Raw genomic sequence first — 19,818 nt, 5'->3', positions numbered from 1 at the left:
TTGGTGTGTCATGATGTGCCTGCTCCCCTTGTTCTTCAGTCTTTCAGGATGGCCGGCAGGTTCAGGCCATTTTCGCGCGCGCAGTCGAGCGCGATCTCGTAGCCGGCGTCGGCGTGACGCATCACGCCGGTGGCCGGGTCATTCCAGAGCACGTTGGCGATGCGCCGGTCCGCCGCTTCCGTGCCGTCGCAGCAGATCACCATGCCGGAGTGCTGCGAGAAGCCCATGCCCACGCCGCCGCCGTGGTGCAGCGACACCCAGGTTGCCCCGCTTGCGGTGTTGAGCAGCGCGTTGAGGAGCGGCCAGTCGGAGACGGCGTCCGACCCGTCCTTCATCGCCTCCGTCTCGCGGTTCGGCGAGGCGACGGAGCCGGAATCAAGGTGATCGCGGCCGATGACGATCGGTGCCTTCAGCTCGCCCTTGCGCACCATCTCGTTGAACGCCAGACCCAGCTTGTGGCGCAGGCCCAGCCCCACCCAGCAGATGCGCGCCGGCAAGCCCTGGAAGGCGATGCGCTCGCGCGCCATGTCCAGCCAGTTGTGCAGATGCGCGTCGTCCGGGATCAGCTCCTTCACCTTCTGGTCGGTCTTGTAGATGTCTTCCGGGTCACCCGACAGCGCGCACCAGCGGAACGGCCCGATGCCCCGGCAGAACAGCGGCCGGATGTAGGCCGGCACGAAGCCCGGGAAGGCAAAGGCGTTCTCCAGGCCCTCGTCCTTGGCCACCTGGCGGATGTTGTTGCCATAGTCGAGCGTCGGCACGCCGGCGTTCCAGAAGTCGACCATCGCCTGGACATGCACGCGCATCGACGCGCGGGCCGCCTTCTCCACCGCCTTCGGATCGCTCTCCTGCTTGGCGCGCCATTCGCCGACGGTCCAGCCGGAGGGCAGATAGCCGTGGATCGGGTCATGCGCCGAGGTCTGGTCGGTGACGATGTCCGGACGCGGACCACCGGCCTTCATGCGGCGAACCAGTTCCGGGAACACGTCGGCCGCGTTGCCGATCAGCGCCACGGACTTCGCCTCGCCCGCCTTGGTCCAGCGGTCGATCATCGCCAGCGCCTCGTCCAGCGTGTGCGCCTTTTCATCGACATAGCGGGTGCGGATGCGGAAGTCGGCGCGGGTCTCGTCGCATTCGACGGCCAGGCAGCAGGCGCCGGCCATCACGGCGGCCAGCGGCTGCGCGCCGCCCATGCCGCCCAGGCCACCGGTCAGGATCCACTTGCCCTTGAGGTTGCCGCCGTAGTGCTGGCGGCCGGCCTCGGCAAAGGTCTCGTAGGTGCCCTGCACGATGCCTTGCGTGCCGATGTAGATCCACGACCCGGCGGTCATCTGGCCGTACATGGCCAGACCCTTCCTGTCGAGTTCGTTGAAATGGTCCCAGGTCGCCCAGTGCGGCACCAGGTTGGAGTTGGCGATCAGCACGCGCGGGGCATCCGCATGGGTGCGGAACACGCCGACCGGCTTGCCCGACTGGACCAGCAGCGTCTCGTTCTCTTCCAGCGCCTTCAGCGCCGCCACGATCCGGTCGAAGTCGTCCCAGGTGCGCGCCGCGCGGCCGATGCCGCCATAGACCACCAGCGCATGCGGGTTCTCGGCCACATCCGGGTGCAGATTGTTCATCAGCATGCGCAGCGGCGCTTCCGTCAGCCAGCTCTTGGCGTTCAGCGTCGTGCCGGTCGGCGGGTAGATGTCGCGCTGGTTATGGCGGGGATTGGTCATGTTTCCTCTCCGAAGCAACGTTTCATATGCAGTGAATTGACACCCGGTCCTGCGCTCAGGTGCGCCAGGTTCCGGAGGCCACGGTCTCGAGAATGGACGTGAGGACCGGCCGCAGCCGCGCGGCCTTGGTCAGGCTGTAGGCATAGGGCGGCAGCTCGGTTTCCAGATGCGTCGCCTGCGCCAGCTCCATCTGGATGGCGTGGTAGCCTTCCGCCGGCCGGCCATAGTGCCGGGTCGTCCAGCCGCCCTTGAAGCGGCCATTGACCACCGTGCTGTAGCCCGCCGCCGCCCGGCAGATGCCGGCCACCGCCTCACCCAGACCGGGCGCGCAGGACGTGCCCTCCACCGTGCCGATGTTGAAATCCGGCAGCGTGCCGTCAAACAGGAACGGGATGTTGGAGCGGATCGAGTGGCAATCGTAGAGCACGGCAAACCCGTGGATCGCATGCACCCGCCGCAGTTCGGCTTCCAGCGCCGCATGATAGGGCGCATGGAAGGCCAGCCGCCGCCGCTCGATCTCGGCCGCATCCGGGGCATCCAGCCAGATGTTCTCGCCATCGAAATCGGTCAGCGGCACCAGCCCGGTGGTGTTCTGGCCCGGATAGAGGCTTGCCCCGTCCGGCGGCCGGTTGGCGTCGATGACATAGCGGTGGAAGGTCGCGGCCACGGTCGTCGCCCCCGGCAGCAGCCCGTCATAAAGCCGGTCCACATGCCAGTCGGTGTCGCTGAGCACCAGCCCGCGCGCATTCAGCTTCGCCCGGATGCCGGCGGGAACATGCGTGCCCGAATGCGGCAGCCCCAGCACCACCGGACCGTCGCCCCGCGTCACCGTCACCGGCCCACTCTGATCGTCACGCGTCATCTGACTTGACCCTTTCCCGCAAACCCCGAACCCAAAACCACCCTCGCCGCAGCCCCCTCTCCCCCCTTGAGGGGGAGATGTCTGCGTCAGCCGACAGAGGGGGGTGGCGGCGCTTCCCCAACGAACAAACTCCCTGCAGCTCCGAGAGGCTGCCTACCCCCCTCTGCCCCCTGCCGGGGGCATCTCCCCCTCAAGGGGGGAGAGGAACGCTGCGGCCAGTCGCCCGAGAAACCCCACCTCAGACCTTGAACGCGCCGATCTCCGCCGCCGCCGCAAACGCCCCGGAGCGCACCAGCGCCGATGCCGCCTCGATGTCGGGGGCCAGATACCGGTCTTCCTTCAGCGCAGCCGCCACAGCGCGCAGGCGTGCGATCACCGCCTGAAGCCGTGCAGAGGTCTTGAGCGGGGCGCGGAACTCGATGCCCTGCGCCGCACACAGCGCCTCGACACCGAGGATCACCGACAGGTTGGCATTCATCCGCAGCAGCCGGCGCGCGCCATGGGCGGCCATCGACACATGGTCTTCCTGGTTGGCCGAGGTCGGCGTCGAATCCGTCGAGCACGGCGTTGCCAGGTGCTTGTTTTCGCTCATCAACGCGGCCGTCGTGACTTCCGCGATCATGTAGCCGGAGTTGAGGCCCGGATCGGGGGTCAGGAACGGCGGCAGGTCGTGGCTCAGCGTCGGATCGACCATCAGCGCCACGCGCCGCTGCGCGATCGCGCCGATTTCAGCCACCGCCAGCGCGATCTGGTCGGCGGCAAAGGCCACCGGCTCGGCGTGGAAATTGCCGCCGGACACGATCCGGCCCTCGCCCAGCACCAGCGGGTTGTCGGTGACCGCATTGGCCTCGATTTCCAGCGTCGAGCCTGCAAAGCGCAGAAGGTCCACAGCCGCCCCCAGCACCTGCGGCTGGCAGCGGATGCAATAGGGATCCTGCACGCGCGTGTCGCCCTCGCGGTGGCTCTCGCGGATCTCCGAGCCCTCCATGATGGCGCGCATCAGGTCGGCGACCTCGATCTGGCCGCGATGGCCGCGCAGGGTATGGATTTCCGGCTGCAGCGGCGCGGTCGAGCCCATGATGGCATCGGTCGAGAGCGTCGAGATCACCAGCGAGGCCGCCGCATTGGTCCACGCCTCGAACAGGCCGATCAGCGCCAGCGCGGTGGAAAACTGCGTGCCGTTGATGAGCGCCAGACCCTCCTTGGGGCCAAGCACGACCGGGGTGAGACCCGCCATCTTCAGCGCGTCGCCGCCCGCCAGCCGCTCGCCGCCATAGATCGCCTCGCCGGCCCCGATCATCACTGCCGTCATGTGAGCGAGCGGGGCCAGATCGCCGGAAGCGCCCACGGAGCCCTGCGAGGGAACGACCGGCGTCACGCCCTTTTCAAGCATCGCCTCGATCAGCGCGACCACCTCCCAGCGCACGCCCGACGCGCCGCGCCCGAGGCTGAGGAGCTTCAGCACCATCATCAGCCGGGTTGCGGCGCGGTCCAGCGGTTCGCCCACGCCGCAGCAATGCGACAGGATCAGGTTGCGCTGCAGCGTCGCCGTGTCCTTCGGCGCGATCTTCACCGAGGCGAGCTTGCCGAAGCCGGTGTTGACGCCATAGACGCCGGCATCGCCATTGGCCGCCGCCGCCACATGCCGGGCCGAGAGTTCGATGCCGGCGCGGGCGTCCGGGGTCAGACGCACGGCGCGCCCCTCGCGCCAGATCAGCTCCAGATCGGCCAGCGTGGCGCGGCCGGGGGTCAGGACGACGGTCATAGCGAACCTCCGAAAACTCGGGCGTGAAGGGGATTGAAGCCGAAGCGGTAGACAAGCTCCGCCGGCGTCTCGACGTTCCAGATGGCAAGGTCGGCGCGCAGGCCCTCGGCGATGCGGCCGCAGTCCTCAAGGCCAAGGGCTTTTGCCGCGTTCACGGTCACCCCGCGCAACGCCTCCTCGACAGTCAGGCGGAAGAAGGTGCAGCCCATGTTCATGGTCAGGAGCAGCGAGGTCAGCGGCGAGGTGCCGGGATTGCAGTCGGTTGCGAGCGCCATCGGCACCCCATGCGCCCGGAAGGCGGCAACGGGGGGAACTTGCGTCTCGCGAATGGCGTAGAATGCGCCGGGCAGCAGCACGGCCACGGTGCCGGAGGCCGCCAGCGCAGCCGCGTCCTCGTCCGTTGCATATTCCACATGGTCGGCGGACAGCGCACCGTAGCGGGCGGCGAGCTGGGTACCGCCGATGCGCGACAGCTGTTCGGCATGAAGCTTCACCGGCAAACCAAGACGCTTCGCCGCGTCAAACACCCGGGTCATGTCCTCGACCGAAAAGGCAATGCCCTCGCAGAACCCGTCGACCGCATCGACGAGGCCCTCGGCCGCCGCAGCCTCCAGACCCGGCAGGCAGACCTCGGTCAGATAGGCCTCCGTGCGGCCCTTGTACTCGGCCGGCACCGCATGGGCGCCGAGGTAGGTGGTCCGGACGCGCACCTTGCGCTCCCGGCCCAGCCGCCGGGCGGCCCGCAGCATCTTCAGCTCGGTCCCGATCTCCAGCCCGTAGCCGGACTTGATCTCCACCGTCGTCACACCCTCGCCGATCAGCGCATCGAGACGCGGCAAGGCGGAGGCGACAAGCGCATCCTCGCTCGCTTCCCGGGTGGCCCGGACCGAGGAGACGATGCCGCCCCCTGCCCTTGCCACCTCTTCGTAGGTCGCGCCGTCGAGACGCATCTCGAACTCGCGGGCACGATGGCCCGCGTGAACGATGTGGGTGTGACAGTCGATGGGGCCAGGCGTTACCAGCCGCCCCTCGAGATCGAGACGCGGAAGGGCCTGAAAGTCTCCCGGAATGGCGTCGGATTGTCCGACGAAGGCGATGGTTTGTCCGATCACGGCAACAGCGCCGTTCCGGATCAGTCCATAGCCGGACGGACCTGCCAGGGTGGCCAGGGTCGCGTTGGTCAGGATGATCGGCTGATCAAGTTCCATCTTGGTTTCCTCCCGAGATGGGCGTATTTTGTCTGCACATATTAATCGTGTCAATCGAGGAAGGCGGCGAAAGAATGAGCAGCGCAAAGTCTGGCGACCTGGCGAATTCCCCCGCAGCACCGGCAGCACCGGCAACGGTCCTGTGGGCAAAAGAGGCATTGTTGCCGGAAGGATGGGCAGCGGATGTCACCGTGGAGCTCAGCGCCGACGGCCGGATTTCCGCAGTCCGGACAGGGACTTCCGTGCCCGCAGGGGCAACGCGGACCGAGCTTCTCCTGCCCTCCCCGGCCAATCTCCATTCCCACGCCTTCCAGCGCGCCATGGCCGGCCTGACCGAGCGGCGCGGCCCCGACCCGCGCGACAGCTTCTGGACCTGGCGGCAGCTGATGTTCCGCTTCCTCGACCAGCTGACGCCCGAGGATGTCGAGGCGATTGCCGCCTTCGTGCAGATGGAAATGCTGGAAGCCGGCTACGCCACCAACGTCGAGTTCCACTACCTGCACCACCAGCCGGGCGGCGTGCCCTACGCCAGTCTCGGGGAGATGTCGGAACGCATCGCCGCTGCCGCGTCGCAGACCGGAATTGGCCTGACGCTGCTGCCGGTGTTCTACCAGTATGGCGGCTGCGACAAGCGCCCGCTTGGCCCAGGTCAGATCCGTTTCGGCAATGATATCAGCCGCTTCACCGATCTCGTCGACGCTGCCGAAAAGGCGCTTTCCCACCTTCCGGCGGACGCCCGGATCGGCGTTGCCCCGCACAGCCTGCGCGCCGTTGCGGCAGAAGATCTCGCCCGCGCGGCCAGCCTTCGCCCGGATGCTCCCCTGCACATGCACCTCGCCGAACAGGTGGCGGAAGTGGAGGAAGTGCTCGCCCATCGCGGTGCCCGGCCCGTCGACTGGCTCCTCGGCAATGCCGAGGTCGACCGGCGCTGGTGCCTGATCCACTGCACCCAAATGCTTGAAACCGAAACGCTTTCCCTCGCAGCAACCGGCGCGGTCGCGGGCCTGTGCCCGATCACCGAATCAAGCCTCGGCGACGGCATTTTCGACGGCGTCCGCTATCTCGGCGCCGGCGGCGTGATCGGCGTGGGCTCGGACAGCAACATCCGCATTTCACTGTCCGAGGAACTGCGCACCCTCGAGTATTCCCAGCGCCTGCGCGACCGCTCCCGCGCGGTGCTGGCGACCTCCGACAGGTCCACCGGCCGGGTGCTGTTCGAGGCCGCCGTCGCGGGCGGAGCCCAGGCTGCCGGTCGTGCTTCGGGCGCGATCGCGCCCGGCCAACTTGCTGATCTTGTTGCGCTTGACGGCCAGTCGGTCCATCTCGCCGGCCGCAAGGGCGACACCGCACTTGACGCATGGGTGTTTGCGGGCGATGACCGGCTTGTGCAGGATGTCTGGTCGGCCGGACGTCATGTCGTTCAGGCTGGACGGCACATCCGCCGCGACGCCATCGCGGCCGCCTACATCCGCACGGTATCGCGGCTCAGGGACGCCTGAGCCGGCCAGGGGCCGGCGCAGGCTTCCGCAGTCCCCGACGGCACCACCCCGAAACGACACAGAGACGCGCGCGCATGCCCAGACCCCTTCCCGGCCCCGTCTCCTGGCAGGCCATTCAGGCCGAAGCCCTGCGCCGCATCCGGGACCGGGAATGGAAACCGGGCAGCCTCATCCCGCACGAAGCCCAGCTGGCTGCGGAGTTCGGCTGCGCCCGGGCCACGGTCAACCGCGCCTTGCGGGAGCTGGCCGATCTCGGCCTCCTGGAACGCCGCCGCAAGGCCGGCACCCGCGTGCCGCTCAATCCGGTCCGCCGCGCCACCTTCCAGATCCCGATCATCCGGCAGGACATCGAGGGCCGCGGGGCTGCCTATGACTACCGCCGGCTCGGCCAGGCGGTCGAACCGGCCCCGGAGGCCGTGAGCGCCCTGCTGGAGCTGGCGCCCGGACAGGAGCTGCTGCATGTCACGGCGCTGCACCGGGCGGACGGCATTGCCTTCTGCCACGAGGACCGCTGGATCAACCTTGCGGTGCCCGGCCTCGAAACTGCTGACTTTTCAGTGACAAGTCCGAACGAGTGGCTGGTCCAGAACACGGCCTATTCGAGCGGCAGCATCGAATTCTTCGCCGCCGAGGCCGACGGCGCGATGGCAGCCCTGTTCGGCTGCCGCCCCGGCGCCGCCCTCTTCGTCATGGACCGCAGCACCTGGGCCGGTCCCCTGGCAATCACCGCCGTCCGCCTGACCTATGCTCCCGGTCACCGCCTGACAACGGAGATTTAAGGGAAACTCCGTAACCTGTGGTCCTGATGGGGAGCAGGCAACAGCCGGCGCGGCAGGCGCCGGCCGGCACAGGGACCGGAGGCGCAGTGGCGGGAGGATCTCAGTTCATTTCGGTTCTGTCGGCCCACGTCTTTGCGCCGCAGATCCGGAAGACCAGCGTTCATTTCATTTCGAGGGAACTGGCCGCGCTCGGGCACCAGGTGCGCTTCATTTCGGTCGGTTTCTCGTGGCTCAGGGCACTGCGCAACTGCCCGCGCTATGCAGCGATCACCCGCGCGCAGAAGAACCGGTTCGCCCCGATCGCGCCGCGGCTTGAAGCTGGTGCCTACATTGCCCCCGTCCATGCCTTCAGCAACCGCAATCCGCTTCTCGACCGGATCGGATCCCTGCTGTTCCCGCTCTACGCCGGGCGGCTGCCGGCCTTTGCGCGCAACGCAATCCTGCAGTCCGACGTTGTCATGCTGGAGAGCGGCACCCCGCTGGCCTTCTTTGACGCGGTGCGGGCCCTGCGCCCGCAGGCCAGAACCCTTTACCTGTGCCGTGACCACCTGCAGAGCGTCGGCGCGTCGCCGCATCTTCAGGGGATCGAGCGGCGCATCATCGGCGCGTTCGACAGCGTCTGCGTCCCCTCCCGCCGGCTGGCGGAACAGCTCCCGCCCGGTGGCCGGGTCAGCGTGATTCCCCAGGCCGTCGAGCCCTCGGCCTTCCGCGCCGCCCGGCAGAGCCCCTATCCACCCGGCACCCTCAATGCGATCTCGGTGGGCGACATGCTGCTCGACCGGCCGGTGCTCGCGGATCTGGCGAGGTCTGCACCCGAGGTCACGTTCCATGTGTTCGGCACCAGATGGGACCGGCCGGCACCTGCAAACCTGAAGGTCCATGGCGAGATCGGCTTCGAGGAGCTGGCCGGCTTCATCCGGCATGCGGATTTCGGCATTGCCGCCTATGCGGCGTCCGACAACGAGAGCTATCTGGCGGAATCAAGCCTGAAGCTGCTGCAATACGCCCATTGCGGCCTGCCCGTGATCCTGCCCGACAGCATCCCTGTGGCCCGGGGGAACGAGGTCACCTACCCGCGCAGCGGCCGATTCGAGGGCCGCGCCCTGGTCGACCGCTGCATTGCCATGAAGCGGTCCGGGACCCTGCGCTTCGACATTGCCGACTGGCGCGACAATGCCATCGACACGCTGGCCACACTGGGCCTCACCTCACATCCGGCGCTTCTCGCCGACGAGGACGAAGCGGCCTATCTGGCGGACGACGCCGCGCAGCCGCAGCGGCAGGCGGTCTGAGGCGGCAACCGCCTCGACCAGTCCGCCAAACCGGGCAGCCGGCAAGGCACCGGTGAGCCGCAAGGCGAGCGGATAGATCAGCGCCGCGAGCAGGATGGCCGCAACCAGCGCCACGGCATCGGGCCAGTCCGTCACCTGCAGCACCAGCCAGGCGACCAGCGCCGGACAGAGCGCTGCAAGCAGCAGCCGCACCAGCCCCGGCCAGGGTGCCCGCGGCCCGCCGGCCCGGACCAGAACCTGCTGCAGCAGCACAAGTCCGGCAGCCTGCACCGCGCATTTGGCCGCCACCGCGCCTGCAACGCCATAGGCGGCAATTCCGGCCGGCAGCAGCATCACCGTGGCCAGCGCCAGCGCGAGGACGCAGCCCAGCAGGCGCCGGCCGAGCCCGAGCGCCGAAAGGGCGGACCAGGGCACGACGGCAAGGGCCGCGAGTGCGGCCGCCAGCAGCAAGGCCGCCGCTTCGGGCGCCAGCCCCGCATAGGATGCGCCATAGACCAGCGGCAGCAGCACGGGCATCACGGCAGCCCCGCCCAGACAGACGGGCAGGCAAATGGCCGCGAGCGCAAGATAGGACCGCTCGAACAGGGCCTGCAGCTGCGGCGTTGCGGACGGGACGGGCTGCGGCGCGCTGTCGGCATGGCCGGCAAAGGCGACGACAAGCGGCGCGCCAAACTGGAGCGAGAGCTGTTCGACCAGTCCGGCGAAGGCGATCGCGACAGCGAACAGCCCAAGGTCGGACGCCGAGGCGAGCAGGATGAAGAACAGGTATTCCAGGCGGCTGAGGACCAGGATGTCGATCAGGTCGCTGCCCCAGACCTGACGTGCAAACACGCGAGCGTCCTGAGGGACCACGGGAAGCGGGTGATTGCGCCCGTCCGGCTCCCTCAGGGCCCTGCCAAGCAGCGGGAGAAGCGGCAGCGAGCGCAGCAGCAAGGCCGCCACCGCGCCGACAAGGCCCGCCATCACGGCCCCCGCCCAGGCGGCCGGAACATAAAGCAGCGCAGCCAGGATCGTGCGTCCGGCAGGGGCGGCGAAGTCGCCAGCCGCACGGCGGGCATTGGCGGCCAGACCCGCTGCCGAATAGACAAGGCAGATCGCGACCAGCAGCAGCACATAGGCTCCCTCGCCCGGCGTCCGCAACAGCGCGACACCGGCAGCAACGGCCACGCCGGCCAGGGTGGCAAGGAGGACCCCGACCGCCCAGCGGCGCACGAAGGCCCGGATCAGGCCGGCACGCGCATCGGGCGCGGCTGCCGCCACGAAGCGCAACAGGGTCTGCGGCCAGCCACGATCGGCCACCGCGGCGGCGGCGGCAGCGAACCAGATGGCGAAGGCGGTCGCGCCGAGGCCTTCGGGCCCGAGGACCCGCGCCAGCAGGACCGCGACCAGAAAGCCGGAGAGCATCGAGGCCAGCGAGGCCGCCAGGTTGAGCAGGGAATGGCCGATGAGATGCGACATGTCCCCGGTATAGGGCAGCCGGCGTAACGGCAGATTAAAATCCGGCTGCTATCGCTTGCTGCGGAGGATCAGGGGAGACTAGGCGTGGCCGAGACAGAGAAGGAAAGCTTCATCCGGGCCGGCGAGCGCCAGAATCCCGTGCTGCTCAGGGCCCGTCGCCTGTTCTGGCGGCTGATCTCGCCCCTGCCCGACCGGCCCTATCTGCAGCTCAAGTTCCTGTCCATCAAGGGGGAATGGCCGGACCTCGACCACCCCAGGACGTTCTGCGAGAAACTGCAGCACCGCAAGCTCCACGACCGGAACCCGCTGTACATCCGGCTCGTCGACAAGCTCGCGGTCAAGTCCTTCATCGCCGAGCGGATCGGCGAGCGCCATGCGGTGCCCACCCTGTGGTCCGGCACCCGGCTTGCGGACATCGACTGGCGCATGATCCCCCTGCCCGCCGTGCTGAAGCCGAACCACGCCAGCGGGCTCGGAACCTTCCTGCACGGTCCTGCCGATGTGGCTGCGGTGCAGCGCGACGACCCGCTGCCGCGCTGGCTTGCCATCGATCATGCCCGCTACAATCGGGAATGGGCCTATGCGGGTGTGCCGCGCCAGGCGATGATCGAGCCGTTGCTGACCCGCCCGGACGGGGGCGTGCCCTGGGATTACCGCTGCTTCGTGTTCCACGGCCGGGTGGCGCTGATCGGCGTCGACGTCCGCGAGGCGAATCAGGGCTATTGCGCGAACTTCGACCGTCAGTGGTCGCGGCTGGGGTTCCACGACCCGGACTATTATCCGCCTTACCCGGGCAGCGTGCCGCCCCCGCCGCGGCTGGACGAGATGTTGCGGCTGGCGGAAACGGTCGCCGAGGGGCTCGATTTCGTGCGGGTGGATTTCTACGACACCGGCGACCGTCTCTACATCGGGGAGCTGACGCTTTATCCGGGCGGTGGCTTCGAGGCCTTCGAGCCGAAGACATTCGACCGCTGGCTGGGGGATCACTGGAGGATCGGGACATCGCCGGCGGCCTGAGCCACCGGTGTCCGCCCCTGCCGTCAGGCTGAAGATCCCGCCCCTGCCGTCAGGCCACAGGGCCGGCCCGCATCAGAACTGCACGGGCACCTGGCGGCCATCCGAGATGCGGCACTGGCCGACGCCCCCGCCATCAATGCCGGCCGACGGCTCGGCAAAGCGGATGTCGCAGCTCATGCTGCGGCCCCGATTGCCGTTGAGGACGGCCTGGGCATCCGAGCGGTAGCTGACCGACGTCTCGGACCCGTCGCGGAAGCTGAGCCCGCCCCACCCCTTCTTCGACGTCTTGGCCGGATCCCAGAACATGTCGGAACTGTCGGAATTCGTCTGCTCGATCGACTGGACGACACGCCCGGTGAACACCTCGCCGTCGCTGCTGACGGCCGTCGCCACGATGCGGTTCACATCCTCGAACAGGTTGCTCTCCTGCTGGAAGGTGAGATGAAGCGTCCCCATGGACTGCCCCTGCGGCGACAGGATGGGCGCGGGGGCCTGCCGGACGGTGGGGGAGCAGGCGGCAAGGCCGGAGAGGAGGAGAAGGACGGCGGAGGACCGGATGGCGGAGGACATGGACGGAGCTTTCACAAGGACAGGGAGCGGGAGGCAGCCGCGGCGCGGGTTTCGCGGCGGCTGGCGAGCACGAGGCGGAAGGAGAGGACTGCAAAGGCGAAGAGCAGGACGGAAAGCAGGGTCAGCTCGCCGAAACGCATCAGCAGGAACCGGTCGTCATCAGTCAGGAGGGCCGCCAGCGGCATCTGCGCCACCACCGACCAGACCACCCCGGCGACCGAGAACTGCAGGGCGCGGCGGTAGCTGAACCGCAGCAGCGAGATCGGCACATGGCCCGGATCGAGACTGGTCTCGACCAGATCCTTCAGCGCAGCCAGCGCCTGCAGCCACAGGGCAAACAGCAGGATCAGGATGCCGGCCACCGCCTGCACCTGCCAGTCGTCGAGCCCCTCCGCCCCGACATCCAGCCGCGCCAGCACGACAAGGGCCAGCGAGGTGGGACTGAAGACGCACCACACGCCAAGCGCCACCGTCAGGCCAACGAGGAAGCCGACCGCCGCCGTGAGAAGAACCAGCAGCCGGACGGCAGGGGTTCCGAAGGGAGATACGAAAGATTTTTTCATCTTACGCTTTCTCGATTTAATGTTTTACGATAATTTCTAAATGTTGATTATCGGAGTTCGATCGAATGCGCAAGCCGCTCCCTGCTCTCGTCCCCCTGCTCCTTGCCGGCGCCCTGGCCGGGTGCGCCTCCCTGACCGCCTCCGGCGTGCTGACGGCGGCCAGCCTTGATCCGCTCACGACGGATCCGGCCCTTCTGACCGCCGGCGTGGGGATGGACGAGGCGCTGCATCTGCGCTCGGGCGATGTGGTGCTGCGACTGGCCTATGCGCCTGCGGCACAGCCGGAGGCGGCGATCGCCGAGGAGTTCCGCCTCGAGATCAAGGCCGACGATTCGGGTCCGGCAGGCGCGGCCAGCGTGGTGGCAGAGCCGGGCGAACGGATCCATCTGGCGCGAATCGCCGCAGTGGATCTCGACCGGGCCAGATCCGCGCAGCAGCGGATCACCGCGCTGAAGCAGACGTCCGAGGGCCGGGGCGAGCTGACGATCTCGGTGGTCGGGGGCTGCCTTGCGCGCCCGCTTCCGGCGCAGATGCGGCTGCGGACATTCCTGAGGACGACACCTGCGGGGCCGTTCGTGAGGATGACCGAAACGGCGGACGTGCTTGCGTTGCTGCCGCCACAGGACGCGGCCAGTCTTCGGCAGCGTCTGACGGCCTGTCCGCCCGAGCGGCGTTGAGGGCCGGGCCGGATCAAGAAAAAAGGGAGAGCACAACGGCTCTCCCTTCGGATCTCGGCAGCGTCGGTCAGGACCGCTCAGGTGACCCCCGGCACCGGCGCGCCGGCATGCCAGACGCCCGCCAGTTCCAGATCTCCGGTCAGGTGAACCAGATCCGCCCGACGGCCCTTGGCCAGCGCGCCGAGGCGATCACTGGCGCCGATGCAGGCCGCCGGCCGGCTCGTGGCCATGGCCAGCGCCAGGTCGAGCGGTGCCCCGACGGTCTGGACCAGATAGCGGATGGAGCGCGGCAGGCAGATGTCGGCACCGGCCAGGGTGCCGTCCTCCAGCGTCAGGCGGCCATTGGCCCTGAGGATGCGGCGACCGCCGAGCATGAACTCCGCGACATCGGTCCCGGCTGCCGCCATCGCGTCCGAGACGAGGAAGAGCCCCTCGCCCCGCTTCGCGGCCAGCGCGATGCGCAGGCCCTCCGGTGCCACATGGACACCGTCGGTGATGATCCCGCAGAAGACATCCGAATCGAGCGTCGCCCCGACCATGCCCGGCTCGCGGTTGCCGAGCTGGCTCATGGCGTTGAACAGATGCGTGACGCAGCGCGCCCCGGCCGCAAAGGCGGCCTTGGCTTCGGCGGCGGTGCTGTCGGTGTGGCCAAGGCTGACGATCACGCCGGCACGGCTGAGCGCGGCGATCTGCTCCGGCGTGACCGACTGCGGCGCGAGCGTGACCAGGAGGACCGGCAGCTCGGCCGCCGCCTGGCACAGCATCGCCAGATCACTCTCGTCCATCGGACGGATCAGCGCCGGATCATGCGCGCCCTTGCGGCGCGGATCCAGATGCGGCCCCTCCAGATGCAGGCCGAGGAAGCCGGGCACGGCGGCCCGCGCGGCAGCGCTGCCGGCCGCCAGGACCGCGGCCGTGGCCGCGCGCGTGTCGGTGATCAGCGTCGGCAGGATGCCGGTGGCCCCAAGGCGGAGATGGGCGGCACAGATGCGGCGCAGACGCTCCACATCGGCGCTGCCGTCGACCATGATGCCGTCGCCGCCATTGACCTGCAGGTCGAGGAAACCGGGTGCGAGAACCCCGCCGGCCAGCGCGATGTGTTCGCCGCCAAAGGCCCCCGCCTCCGCCGAGGCGAGGTCGGCAAAGCCGGCGATGCGGCCGTCCTCGACCAGAAGCGCCCGCCCCTCGAGAAGACGCTGGCCGTCGAACAGCCGGGCGCCCGTAAAGACCAGACGCATCAGACCGTCTCCGTGACCTTCTTCAGGTGCGGCGGCACATCCGGGTTGAACCCGCGACGCCGCGACAGCTGCTCGATGAACTTGTAGAAGCTGACGCCGAGGACCAGCGGAGCCACGATCGGATGCAGGCCGGAGACGCTGGGCAGCGTGGTGGCGCCGTCGACGGTCAGCCCGGTGCAGAACACGTCCGCCTCCTGCCCGACCAGACGCTCGACCGTTGCCCGGACATGCGGCAGCGCCGCATCCTCGACCCCGAGCGCAAGCACCGGGAAGCGGCCGCCGACAATGGCCGCCGGGCCGTGCAGAACTTCCGCGGCACTGTAGGATTCCGCATGCAAGCCACTGGTTTCCTTGAACTTCAGCGCCATTTCATTGGACATGGCAAAGCCCGGACCGCGCCCCAGGACATAAAGCGACTGGGCCCGCACCAGCCGGTCGGACAGCGGGGTCCAGTCCTGCTCCAGCGCCCGGGCAAAGGCCTCCGGCAGACCGGCGACCGCCGCGCGAAGCGCCTCGTCCTCGAGCCATTCGGACAGCAGCGCCAGGCCGGCGACGACCGAGTTGACGAAGGTCTTGGTGGCCGCGACGCTCTGCTCCGGCCCGGCGCTGAGCGGCAGCGCATGGGCGCTGACGGCCGCCATCGGCGAGGCGGCGTTGTTGGTCAGGGCGATGGTCAGCGCCCCGCCGGCGCCGGCCGAGCGCATCATCTCGACGATGTCCGGGCTCTTGCCCGACTGGGACACGCCGACACAGGCGGCACCGGCCAGCTTCAGCGTTCGGCCGTAGATGGAGGCAATCGAGGGACCGACAGAGGCGACCGGCACGCCGGCGACCAGCTCGACCGCATACTTGAAGTAGGTCGAGGCGTGGTCGGAGGAGCCGCGGGCGACGCTGACGATCACCTTCGGATCCAGCTGGCGCATGGCGGCAGCAGCGGCGGCGAGCGGCGCGCGGGCCTCGGTCAGGAAACGCGCGGCCGCCTCGGGGATTTCGGCAACTTCGGTGGCCATGTGCGTCGTCGTAGTCATGATCAGTCCTTGTCGGTCGATGCCCGCGGCGTTTCGGGGGCAAGCTGGAGTTCAACGGCGAAGTCGTAGGCATCGCCGCGATAAAGCGAGCGCGTGAATTCCACCACCCGCCCGGACGGCAGGTAGGACACACGCTCGATCCGCAGCCCGGCCGCTCCGGCCGGCAGATGGAGGAGAGCCGCATCGGCAGGCGAAAGATTGGTGGCCGACAGGCGCTGCACCGCCCGCACCGGCCGGCGGCCGAGTTCGGACAGAACCTCGTAGAGCGAGCGCTCGACCCGGAAGGGATCGGGCAGGATGGCGGTCGACAGCGCCGCCCGCTCGATCGCCAGCGGCACCCCGTCGGTCTGGCGCACGCGCTCCAGACGCGACACCCGGTCCTGCGCGCTGAGGCCGAGCGCCATCACCTCTTCCGGCGTCGGCGCATGAATGCCGCGCGACAGGAACACCGATTCGACGGTCTTGCCCCGTCGCGCCATGTCTTCCGAGAAGGAGGTCAGCAGCGACAGCGCCTGTTCGAGACGCTCAACCTTGGGGGCGACGAAGGTGCCGGACCCGCGCTTCTGCACCAGGTGCCCCTGGGCCACAAGCGCCTGCACGGCCTTGCGGACCGTGACGCGGCTGAGCCCCGTCTTGGCCGCCATGTCGCGCTCCGGCGGCAGGCTGTCGCCCGGGGTCAGCTGGCCGGTGGCAATGGCATCGGCGATCCGCCGCTGCAGCGCCACGTAAAGCGGTCCGGCCTCGTCGAACCCCTCGGGCGAGAACAAGTCGTCCATTCCCTCACCTCCCGAGACCGGCCTCGTGGCGCCTGCGCGCCATGAACACCGCTCCCTCCACAGATCCGCCGAGGGCAGCCTGCTGCGGCCAGCGGTGCTTCAACCGCCCGGCATGCAGGGGCCCAAGCCCTCCCAGGAACACCACCGGCAGGGTCTCCCCCCCCTGCAGCAGCTCGATTGCCGCAGCCACCTCGGCCACGCTGTCGTCAACCACGCGCCGGGCCGCCGGGTCACCCGCCTCGGCTGCAGCCAGGATACGCGGGGCAAGCCGCGCAAAATCGGCCGGGCGCATGCCCGGCGCAGCGCCGACGATCTGGGCAGCGCCCCCCAGCTCGGCGAAGATCTCGTCAAGAAAGGGCGTGCCCGGCACGAACCCGTCGATGGCCCGCAGCCCCATGGCCAGCAGCCGCCGCCCCATCCACGCCCCGGACGCCTCGTCCCCGAGAATGAAGCCCCAGCCGCCGATCTCGCGGATCTGTCCGGCGCGCTGGACGGCAAAGATGGTTCCGGTCCCGATGGCGGCCATGACGCCGTCGTCATCGCCAAGCGCACCCTTCACGGCGGTCACGCCATCATTGACCACGAGCGCGGAGGCAAAGGGGAGCCGCGACACCAGGGTCTCGACCGCCTCGGCGACATTGCCGCCGGCCAGACCGAGCACCGCATGCAGGTCGTCCAGCCGCCCGTGACTGCCAAGCGCAGCCCCGGCGGCCGCCAGAATGCTCGCCAGCGCGCCATCCGGATCGGACACGATGTTGGACGGACCGGCCGAACCGGTGCCGAGCACGGCCCCGGTCGCATCCGCGACAATCGCCCGGCAGCCAGTCCCGCCACCGTCAATCCCCAGAAACAGCGTCATTGGTCCTCCCTTTGCGTGAATGATACCAAAGCCATACCAAATGAAAAGCCCCCATGGAAAAACTGGCCGATTTTCCGCAAAATTCCATCGATCGAATTTGACACTTTACAATTGGTATTCTTTTGGCATTATCAAACCAGGGAGGCAAGAATGACCAAGAGACGTACCGAAACACGGCACGCCCAGGCGGACGCCCTGCATGCAAGTGACGCAACGGAAACCGTTCGCGCCATCCTTGACGCGCAGGCCGGAGCCCTGACCAGCATCGCGCCGGCCGCAGCCCTTGTCGCGGAGGCCGGACAGGCCATGGCGGATGCAATCGCCGCCGGTCATCGCGTGATCTATGCAGGCGCTGGCAGTTCCGGCCTCATGGCCCTGGCCGATTGCCTCGAAATTCCCGGAACCTTCGGCGTCGCACGCCACCAGGTGGTCATGCTGTTTGCCGGCGGTGCGGGTGCCCTGCTCGACATGCCAGGTGCGGTCGAGGACGATGCGAGCCTCGCCGATACCGACGTGAACCGGGTGCAGCCCGGTCCCGGCGATCTGGTGATCGCGGTCTCCGCCTCCGGATCGACCCCCTACACGCTGGCCGTGGCCCTGAGTGCCAAGGCGCGCGGGGCCCGTGTCGTCTCGCTGGCCAGCGTCCAGGGCTCGCCCCTGCTGGACATGGCGGACATCGCGCTGTTCATCGACACCGGACCGGAGATCCTGGCCGGCTCGACCCGCCTCGGCGCGGCAACGGCGCAGAAGGCGACCCTCAACACGATTTCGACCCTCGCCGGTGTCCGGCTCGGACATGTTCACGAGGGCCGGATGGTCAATGTCGTGGCCGACAATGCCAAGCTCGTCGATCGGGCAGCCGGCATGGTGGCCGATCTCAGCGGCAAAGACCTCGATACGGCGCGCGCCGCCCTTGCCGAGACGGCCGGGGCGGTCAAGCCCGCCATCCTGATTGCCTGCGGCGCCACGGTGGCGCAGGCCAACGAGCTTCTCGCGGACGCCGGCGGCCATGTGGGTCCGGCCCTGGCCCGGCTGCGACAAGACGCATAAGCATCAACCAGAGGGCCAAAGGCCCAAGAAGTACGGGAGCAGACTGATGAAACTCGTCAAATTCCAGGGCGCGCTTCTCGCCGGCACGCTGATTGCGGGTGCCGCCCATGCCGCCGACGTCACGCTGACGATCGAGAGCTGGCGCAACGATGACCTGACTGTCTGGCAGCAGACCCTCATTCCGGCCTTCGAGGCCAAGAACCCCGGCATCAAGGTCGTCTTCGCCCCGACCGCCCCGGCCGAGTACAACGCCGTGCTCAACTCCAAGCTCGATGCCGGCTCCGCGGGTGACCTCGTCACCTGCCGTCCCTTCGACGCCTCGCTGACCCTGTTCGAGAAGGGCAAGCTGGCGGACCTGACCGCCATGGAAGCGATGAAGAACTTCTCCGCCGTTGCCAAGTCGGGCTGGTCGACGGACGACGGCAAGACCACGTTCTGCGTGCCGATGGCCTCGGTCATCCACGGCTTCATCTACAACAAGGACGCCTTCAAGGAGCTCGGCATCGAGGTCCCGAAGACGGAAGCGGAATTCTTCGCCGCTCTCGACAAGATCAAGGCCGACGGCCGCTACATCCCGATGTCCATGGGCACCGCCGACCAGTGGGAAGCGGCCACGATGGGCTACCAGAACATCGGCCCGAACTACTGGCAGGGTGAAGACGGCCGCGCCGCGCTGATCGCCGGGGCTGCCAAGCTGACCGACGAGCCGTGGGTTGCCCCGTTCCGCTCGCTCGCCAAGTGGGGCCAGTATCTGGGCGACGGCTATGAAGCCCAGACCTATCCGGACAGCCAGAACCTGTTCACCCTCGGCCGCGCCGCGATCTACCCGGCCGGCTCCTGGGAAATCGCAGGCTTCCGCCAGCAGGCCGGCTTCGAGCTCGGCGCCTTCTATCCGCCGGTCCCGAACCCGGGCGACCAGTGCTACATCTCCGATCACACCGACATCGCGCTCGGCATGAATGCGGCGACGAAGCATCCGGAAGAGACCAAGAAGTTCCTGGAATGGGTGGGCTCGGCCGAGTTTGCCGAACTCTACTCCAACGCCCTGCCGGGCTTCTTCTCGCTGTCGAACGCCAAGTTCGCCCTGAAGGATCCGCTGGCCCAGGAATTCGTCAGCTGGCGCGAGACCTGCAAGCCGACGATCCGCTCGACCTACCAGATCCTGTCGCGCGGCACGCCGAACCTGGAAAACGAGACCTGGAATGCCTCGGCGAATGTCGTTCGCGGCGCCGAGACGCCCGAAGCTGCGGCCGAGCGCCTGCAGAAGGGCCTTGCCAGCTGGTACGCTCCGCAGAAGTAATAGCTTCTGACTGGCTCGAAGTCCGGATCATGGCGTCGCTCGCGCCGCCATGATCCCCTTCGCATCGGACAAAAATAATACGCAAAAAGCGTTACCGTCTTAGCACAGACCCCATCCCACGCAGGTTGGGGAGGCCCAGGTCCGGGCCTCCCCTTC

The 19,818-nt window shown here is 68.4% G+C and carries 18 protein-coding genes; 7 read left to right on the top strand and 11 right to left on the bottom strand.

Annotated elements, in window-relative coordinates; all coding sequences use genetic code 11:
• Nucleotides 1-35: 35 nt before the first annotated feature.
• The 4 genes from hutU to hutI all read right to left on the bottom strand — a co-directional run bounded on the left by hutU (nucleotide 36) and on the right by hutI (nucleotide 5,556).
• On the bottom strand, nucleotides 36-1,721 hold the full coding sequence (gene hutU / locus GWI72_RS04935; protein ID WP_161708006.1) for a urocanate hydratase: 1,686 nt from the start codon (nucleotides 1,719-1,721) through the stop codon (nucleotides 36-38).
• 55 nt (nucleotides 1,722-1,776) lie between these two features.
• The gene (gene hutG / locus GWI72_RS04930; RefSeq protein ID WP_161708005.1) at nucleotides 1,777-2,583 is read right to left on the bottom strand and encodes an N-formylglutamate deformylase; all 807 of its coding nucleotides are present in this window, start codon (nucleotides 2,581-2,583) and stop codon (nucleotides 1,777-1,779) included.
• A 238-nt stretch (nucleotides 2,584-2,821) separates the two neighbouring features.
• A complete protein-coding gene (hutH, locus tag GWI72_RS04925) occupies nucleotides 2,822-4,348 on the bottom strand; it encodes a histidine ammonia-lyase (protein ID WP_161708004.1) in 1,527 nt (508 codons plus the stop codon).
• Nucleotides 4,345-5,556: an imidazolonepropionase gene (gene hutI / locus GWI72_RS04920; protein ID WP_161708003.1), complete on the bottom strand. Its 1,212-nt coding sequence runs from the start codon at nucleotides 5,554-5,556 to the stop codon at nucleotides 4,345-4,347. Before hutI ends, hutH begins: the two co-directional genes overlap by 4 nt.
• Nucleotides 5,557-5,630: 74 nt before the next feature.
• On the opposite strand from hutI, the gene GWI72_RS04915 reads away from it, so the two are divergent.
• The 3 genes from GWI72_RS04915 to GWI72_RS04905 all read left to right on the top strand — a co-directional run bounded on the left by GWI72_RS04915 (nucleotide 5,631) and on the right by GWI72_RS04905 (nucleotide 9,126).
• On the top strand, nucleotides 5,631-7,055 hold the full coding sequence (locus GWI72_RS04915) for a formimidoylglutamate deiminase (protein WP_161708002.1): 1,425 nt from the start codon (nucleotides 5,631-5,633) through the stop codon (nucleotides 7,053-7,055).
• 74 nt (nucleotides 7,056-7,129) lie between these two features.
• Nucleotides 7,130-7,834 (top strand): GntR family transcriptional regulator, encoded by a 705-nt coding sequence (locus GWI72_RS04910; protein ID WP_161708001.1) that lies wholly within the window; start codon nucleotides 7,130-7,132, stop codon nucleotides 7,832-7,834.
• A gap of 86 nt (nucleotides 7,835-7,920) precedes the next feature.
• Nucleotides 7,921-9,126 (top strand): GumK N-terminal domain-containing glycosyltransferase, encoded by a 1,206-nt coding sequence (locus GWI72_RS04905; protein WP_161708000.1) that lies wholly within the window; start codon nucleotides 7,921-7,923, stop codon nucleotides 9,124-9,126.
• Here GWI72_RS04905 and GWI72_RS04900 read toward each other — a convergent pair.
• A complete protein-coding gene (locus GWI72_RS04900) occupies nucleotides 9,043-10,584 on the bottom strand; it encodes a lipopolysaccharide biosynthesis protein (protein ID WP_161707999.1) in 1,542 nt (513 codons plus the stop codon). The two genes, GWI72_RS04905 and GWI72_RS04900, sit on opposite strands and share 84 nt — an antisense overlap.
• An 84-nt stretch (nucleotides 10,585-10,668) precedes the next feature.
• Between GWI72_RS04900 and GWI72_RS04895 the strand changes: the two genes are divergently transcribed.
• Nucleotides 10,669-11,601: an ATP-grasp fold amidoligase family protein gene (locus GWI72_RS04895; RefSeq protein ID WP_161675916.1), complete on the top strand. Its 933-nt coding sequence runs from the start codon at nucleotides 10,669-10,671 to the stop codon at nucleotides 11,599-11,601.
• A 72-nt stretch (nucleotides 11,602-11,673) separates the two neighbouring features.
• On the opposite strand, the gene GWI72_RS04890 is transcribed toward GWI72_RS04895, so the two are convergent.
• Nucleotides 11,674-12,057 carry a hypothetical protein gene (locus GWI72_RS04890; protein ID WP_161707998.1) on the bottom strand — a complete coding sequence of 128 codons (384 nt, stop codon included), beginning with the start codon at nucleotides 12,055-12,057 and terminating at the stop codon, nucleotides 11,674-11,676.
• 125 nt (nucleotides 12,058-12,182) lie between these two features.
• Nucleotides 12,183-12,734: a hypothetical protein gene (locus GWI72_RS04885; RefSeq protein WP_161675914.1), complete on the bottom strand. Its 552-nt coding sequence runs from the start codon at nucleotides 12,732-12,734 to the stop codon at nucleotides 12,183-12,185.
• A gap of 65 nt (nucleotides 12,735-12,799) precedes the next feature.
• Here GWI72_RS04885 and GWI72_RS04880 point away from each other — a divergent pair, with 65 nt between their 5' ends.
• On the top strand, nucleotides 12,800-13,411 hold the full coding sequence (locus GWI72_RS04880; protein ID WP_161707997.1) for a hypothetical protein: 612 nt from the start codon (nucleotides 12,800-12,802) through the stop codon (nucleotides 13,409-13,411).
• Between the two features lie 77 nt (nucleotides 13,412-13,488).
• On the opposite strand, the gene nagA is transcribed toward GWI72_RS04880, so the two are convergent.
• The 4 genes from nagA to GWI72_RS04860 are packed head-to-tail and all read right to left on the bottom strand — an operon-like array spanning nucleotide 13,489 to nucleotide 17,312.
• On the bottom strand, nucleotides 13,489-14,649 hold the full coding sequence (nagA, locus tag GWI72_RS04875; protein WP_161707996.1) for an N-acetylglucosamine-6-phosphate deacetylase: 1,161 nt from the start codon (nucleotides 14,647-14,649) through the stop codon (nucleotides 13,489-13,491).
• Complete coding sequence (locus tag GWI72_RS04870) at nucleotides 14,649-15,680, bottom strand: SIS domain-containing protein (protein WP_348272688.1); 1,032 nt, start codon at nucleotides 15,678-15,680, stop codon at nucleotides 14,649-14,651. Before GWI72_RS04870 ends, nagA begins: the two co-directional genes overlap by 1 nt.
• Nucleotides 15,680-16,453 carry a GntR family transcriptional regulator gene (locus GWI72_RS04865; RefSeq protein WP_161675910.1) on the bottom strand — a complete coding sequence of 258 codons (774 nt, stop codon included), beginning with the start codon at nucleotides 16,451-16,453 and terminating at the stop codon, nucleotides 15,680-15,682. Before GWI72_RS04865 ends, GWI72_RS04870 begins: the two co-directional genes overlap by 1 nt.
• Before the next feature lie 4 nt (nucleotides 16,454-16,457).
• Nucleotides 16,458-17,312, bottom strand: coding sequence for a BadF/BadG/BcrA/BcrD ATPase family protein (locus GWI72_RS04860; RefSeq protein ID WP_161707994.1), 855 nt, complete (start codon nucleotides 17,310-17,312; stop codon nucleotides 16,458-16,460).
• A gap of 150 nt (nucleotides 17,313-17,462) precedes the next feature.
• Here GWI72_RS04860 and GWI72_RS04855 point away from each other — a divergent pair, with 150 nt between their 5' ends.
• Nucleotides 17,463-18,362, top strand: a complete 900-nt coding sequence (locus GWI72_RS04855; RefSeq protein ID WP_161707993.1) for an N-acetylmuramic acid 6-phosphate etherase — start codon at nucleotides 17,463-17,465, stop codon at nucleotides 18,360-18,362.
• A 46-nt stretch (nucleotides 18,363-18,408) separates the two neighbouring features.
• Nucleotides 18,409-19,662, top strand: coding sequence for an ABC transporter substrate-binding protein (locus GWI72_RS04850; protein ID WP_161675907.1), 1,254 nt, complete (start codon nucleotides 18,409-18,411; stop codon nucleotides 19,660-19,662).
• The last annotated feature ends 156 nt before the right edge of the window (nucleotides 19,663-19,818 follow it).

Source organism: Pannonibacter sp. XCT-53 (genome assembly GCF_009915765.1).
Taxonomy (GTDB): domain Bacteria; phylum Pseudomonadota; class Alphaproteobacteria; order Rhizobiales; family Stappiaceae; genus Pannonibacter; species Pannonibacter tanglangensis.
Note: the sequence above shows the minus strand (reverse complement) of the source record. Positions and strands in the feature narration are given on the sequence as shown.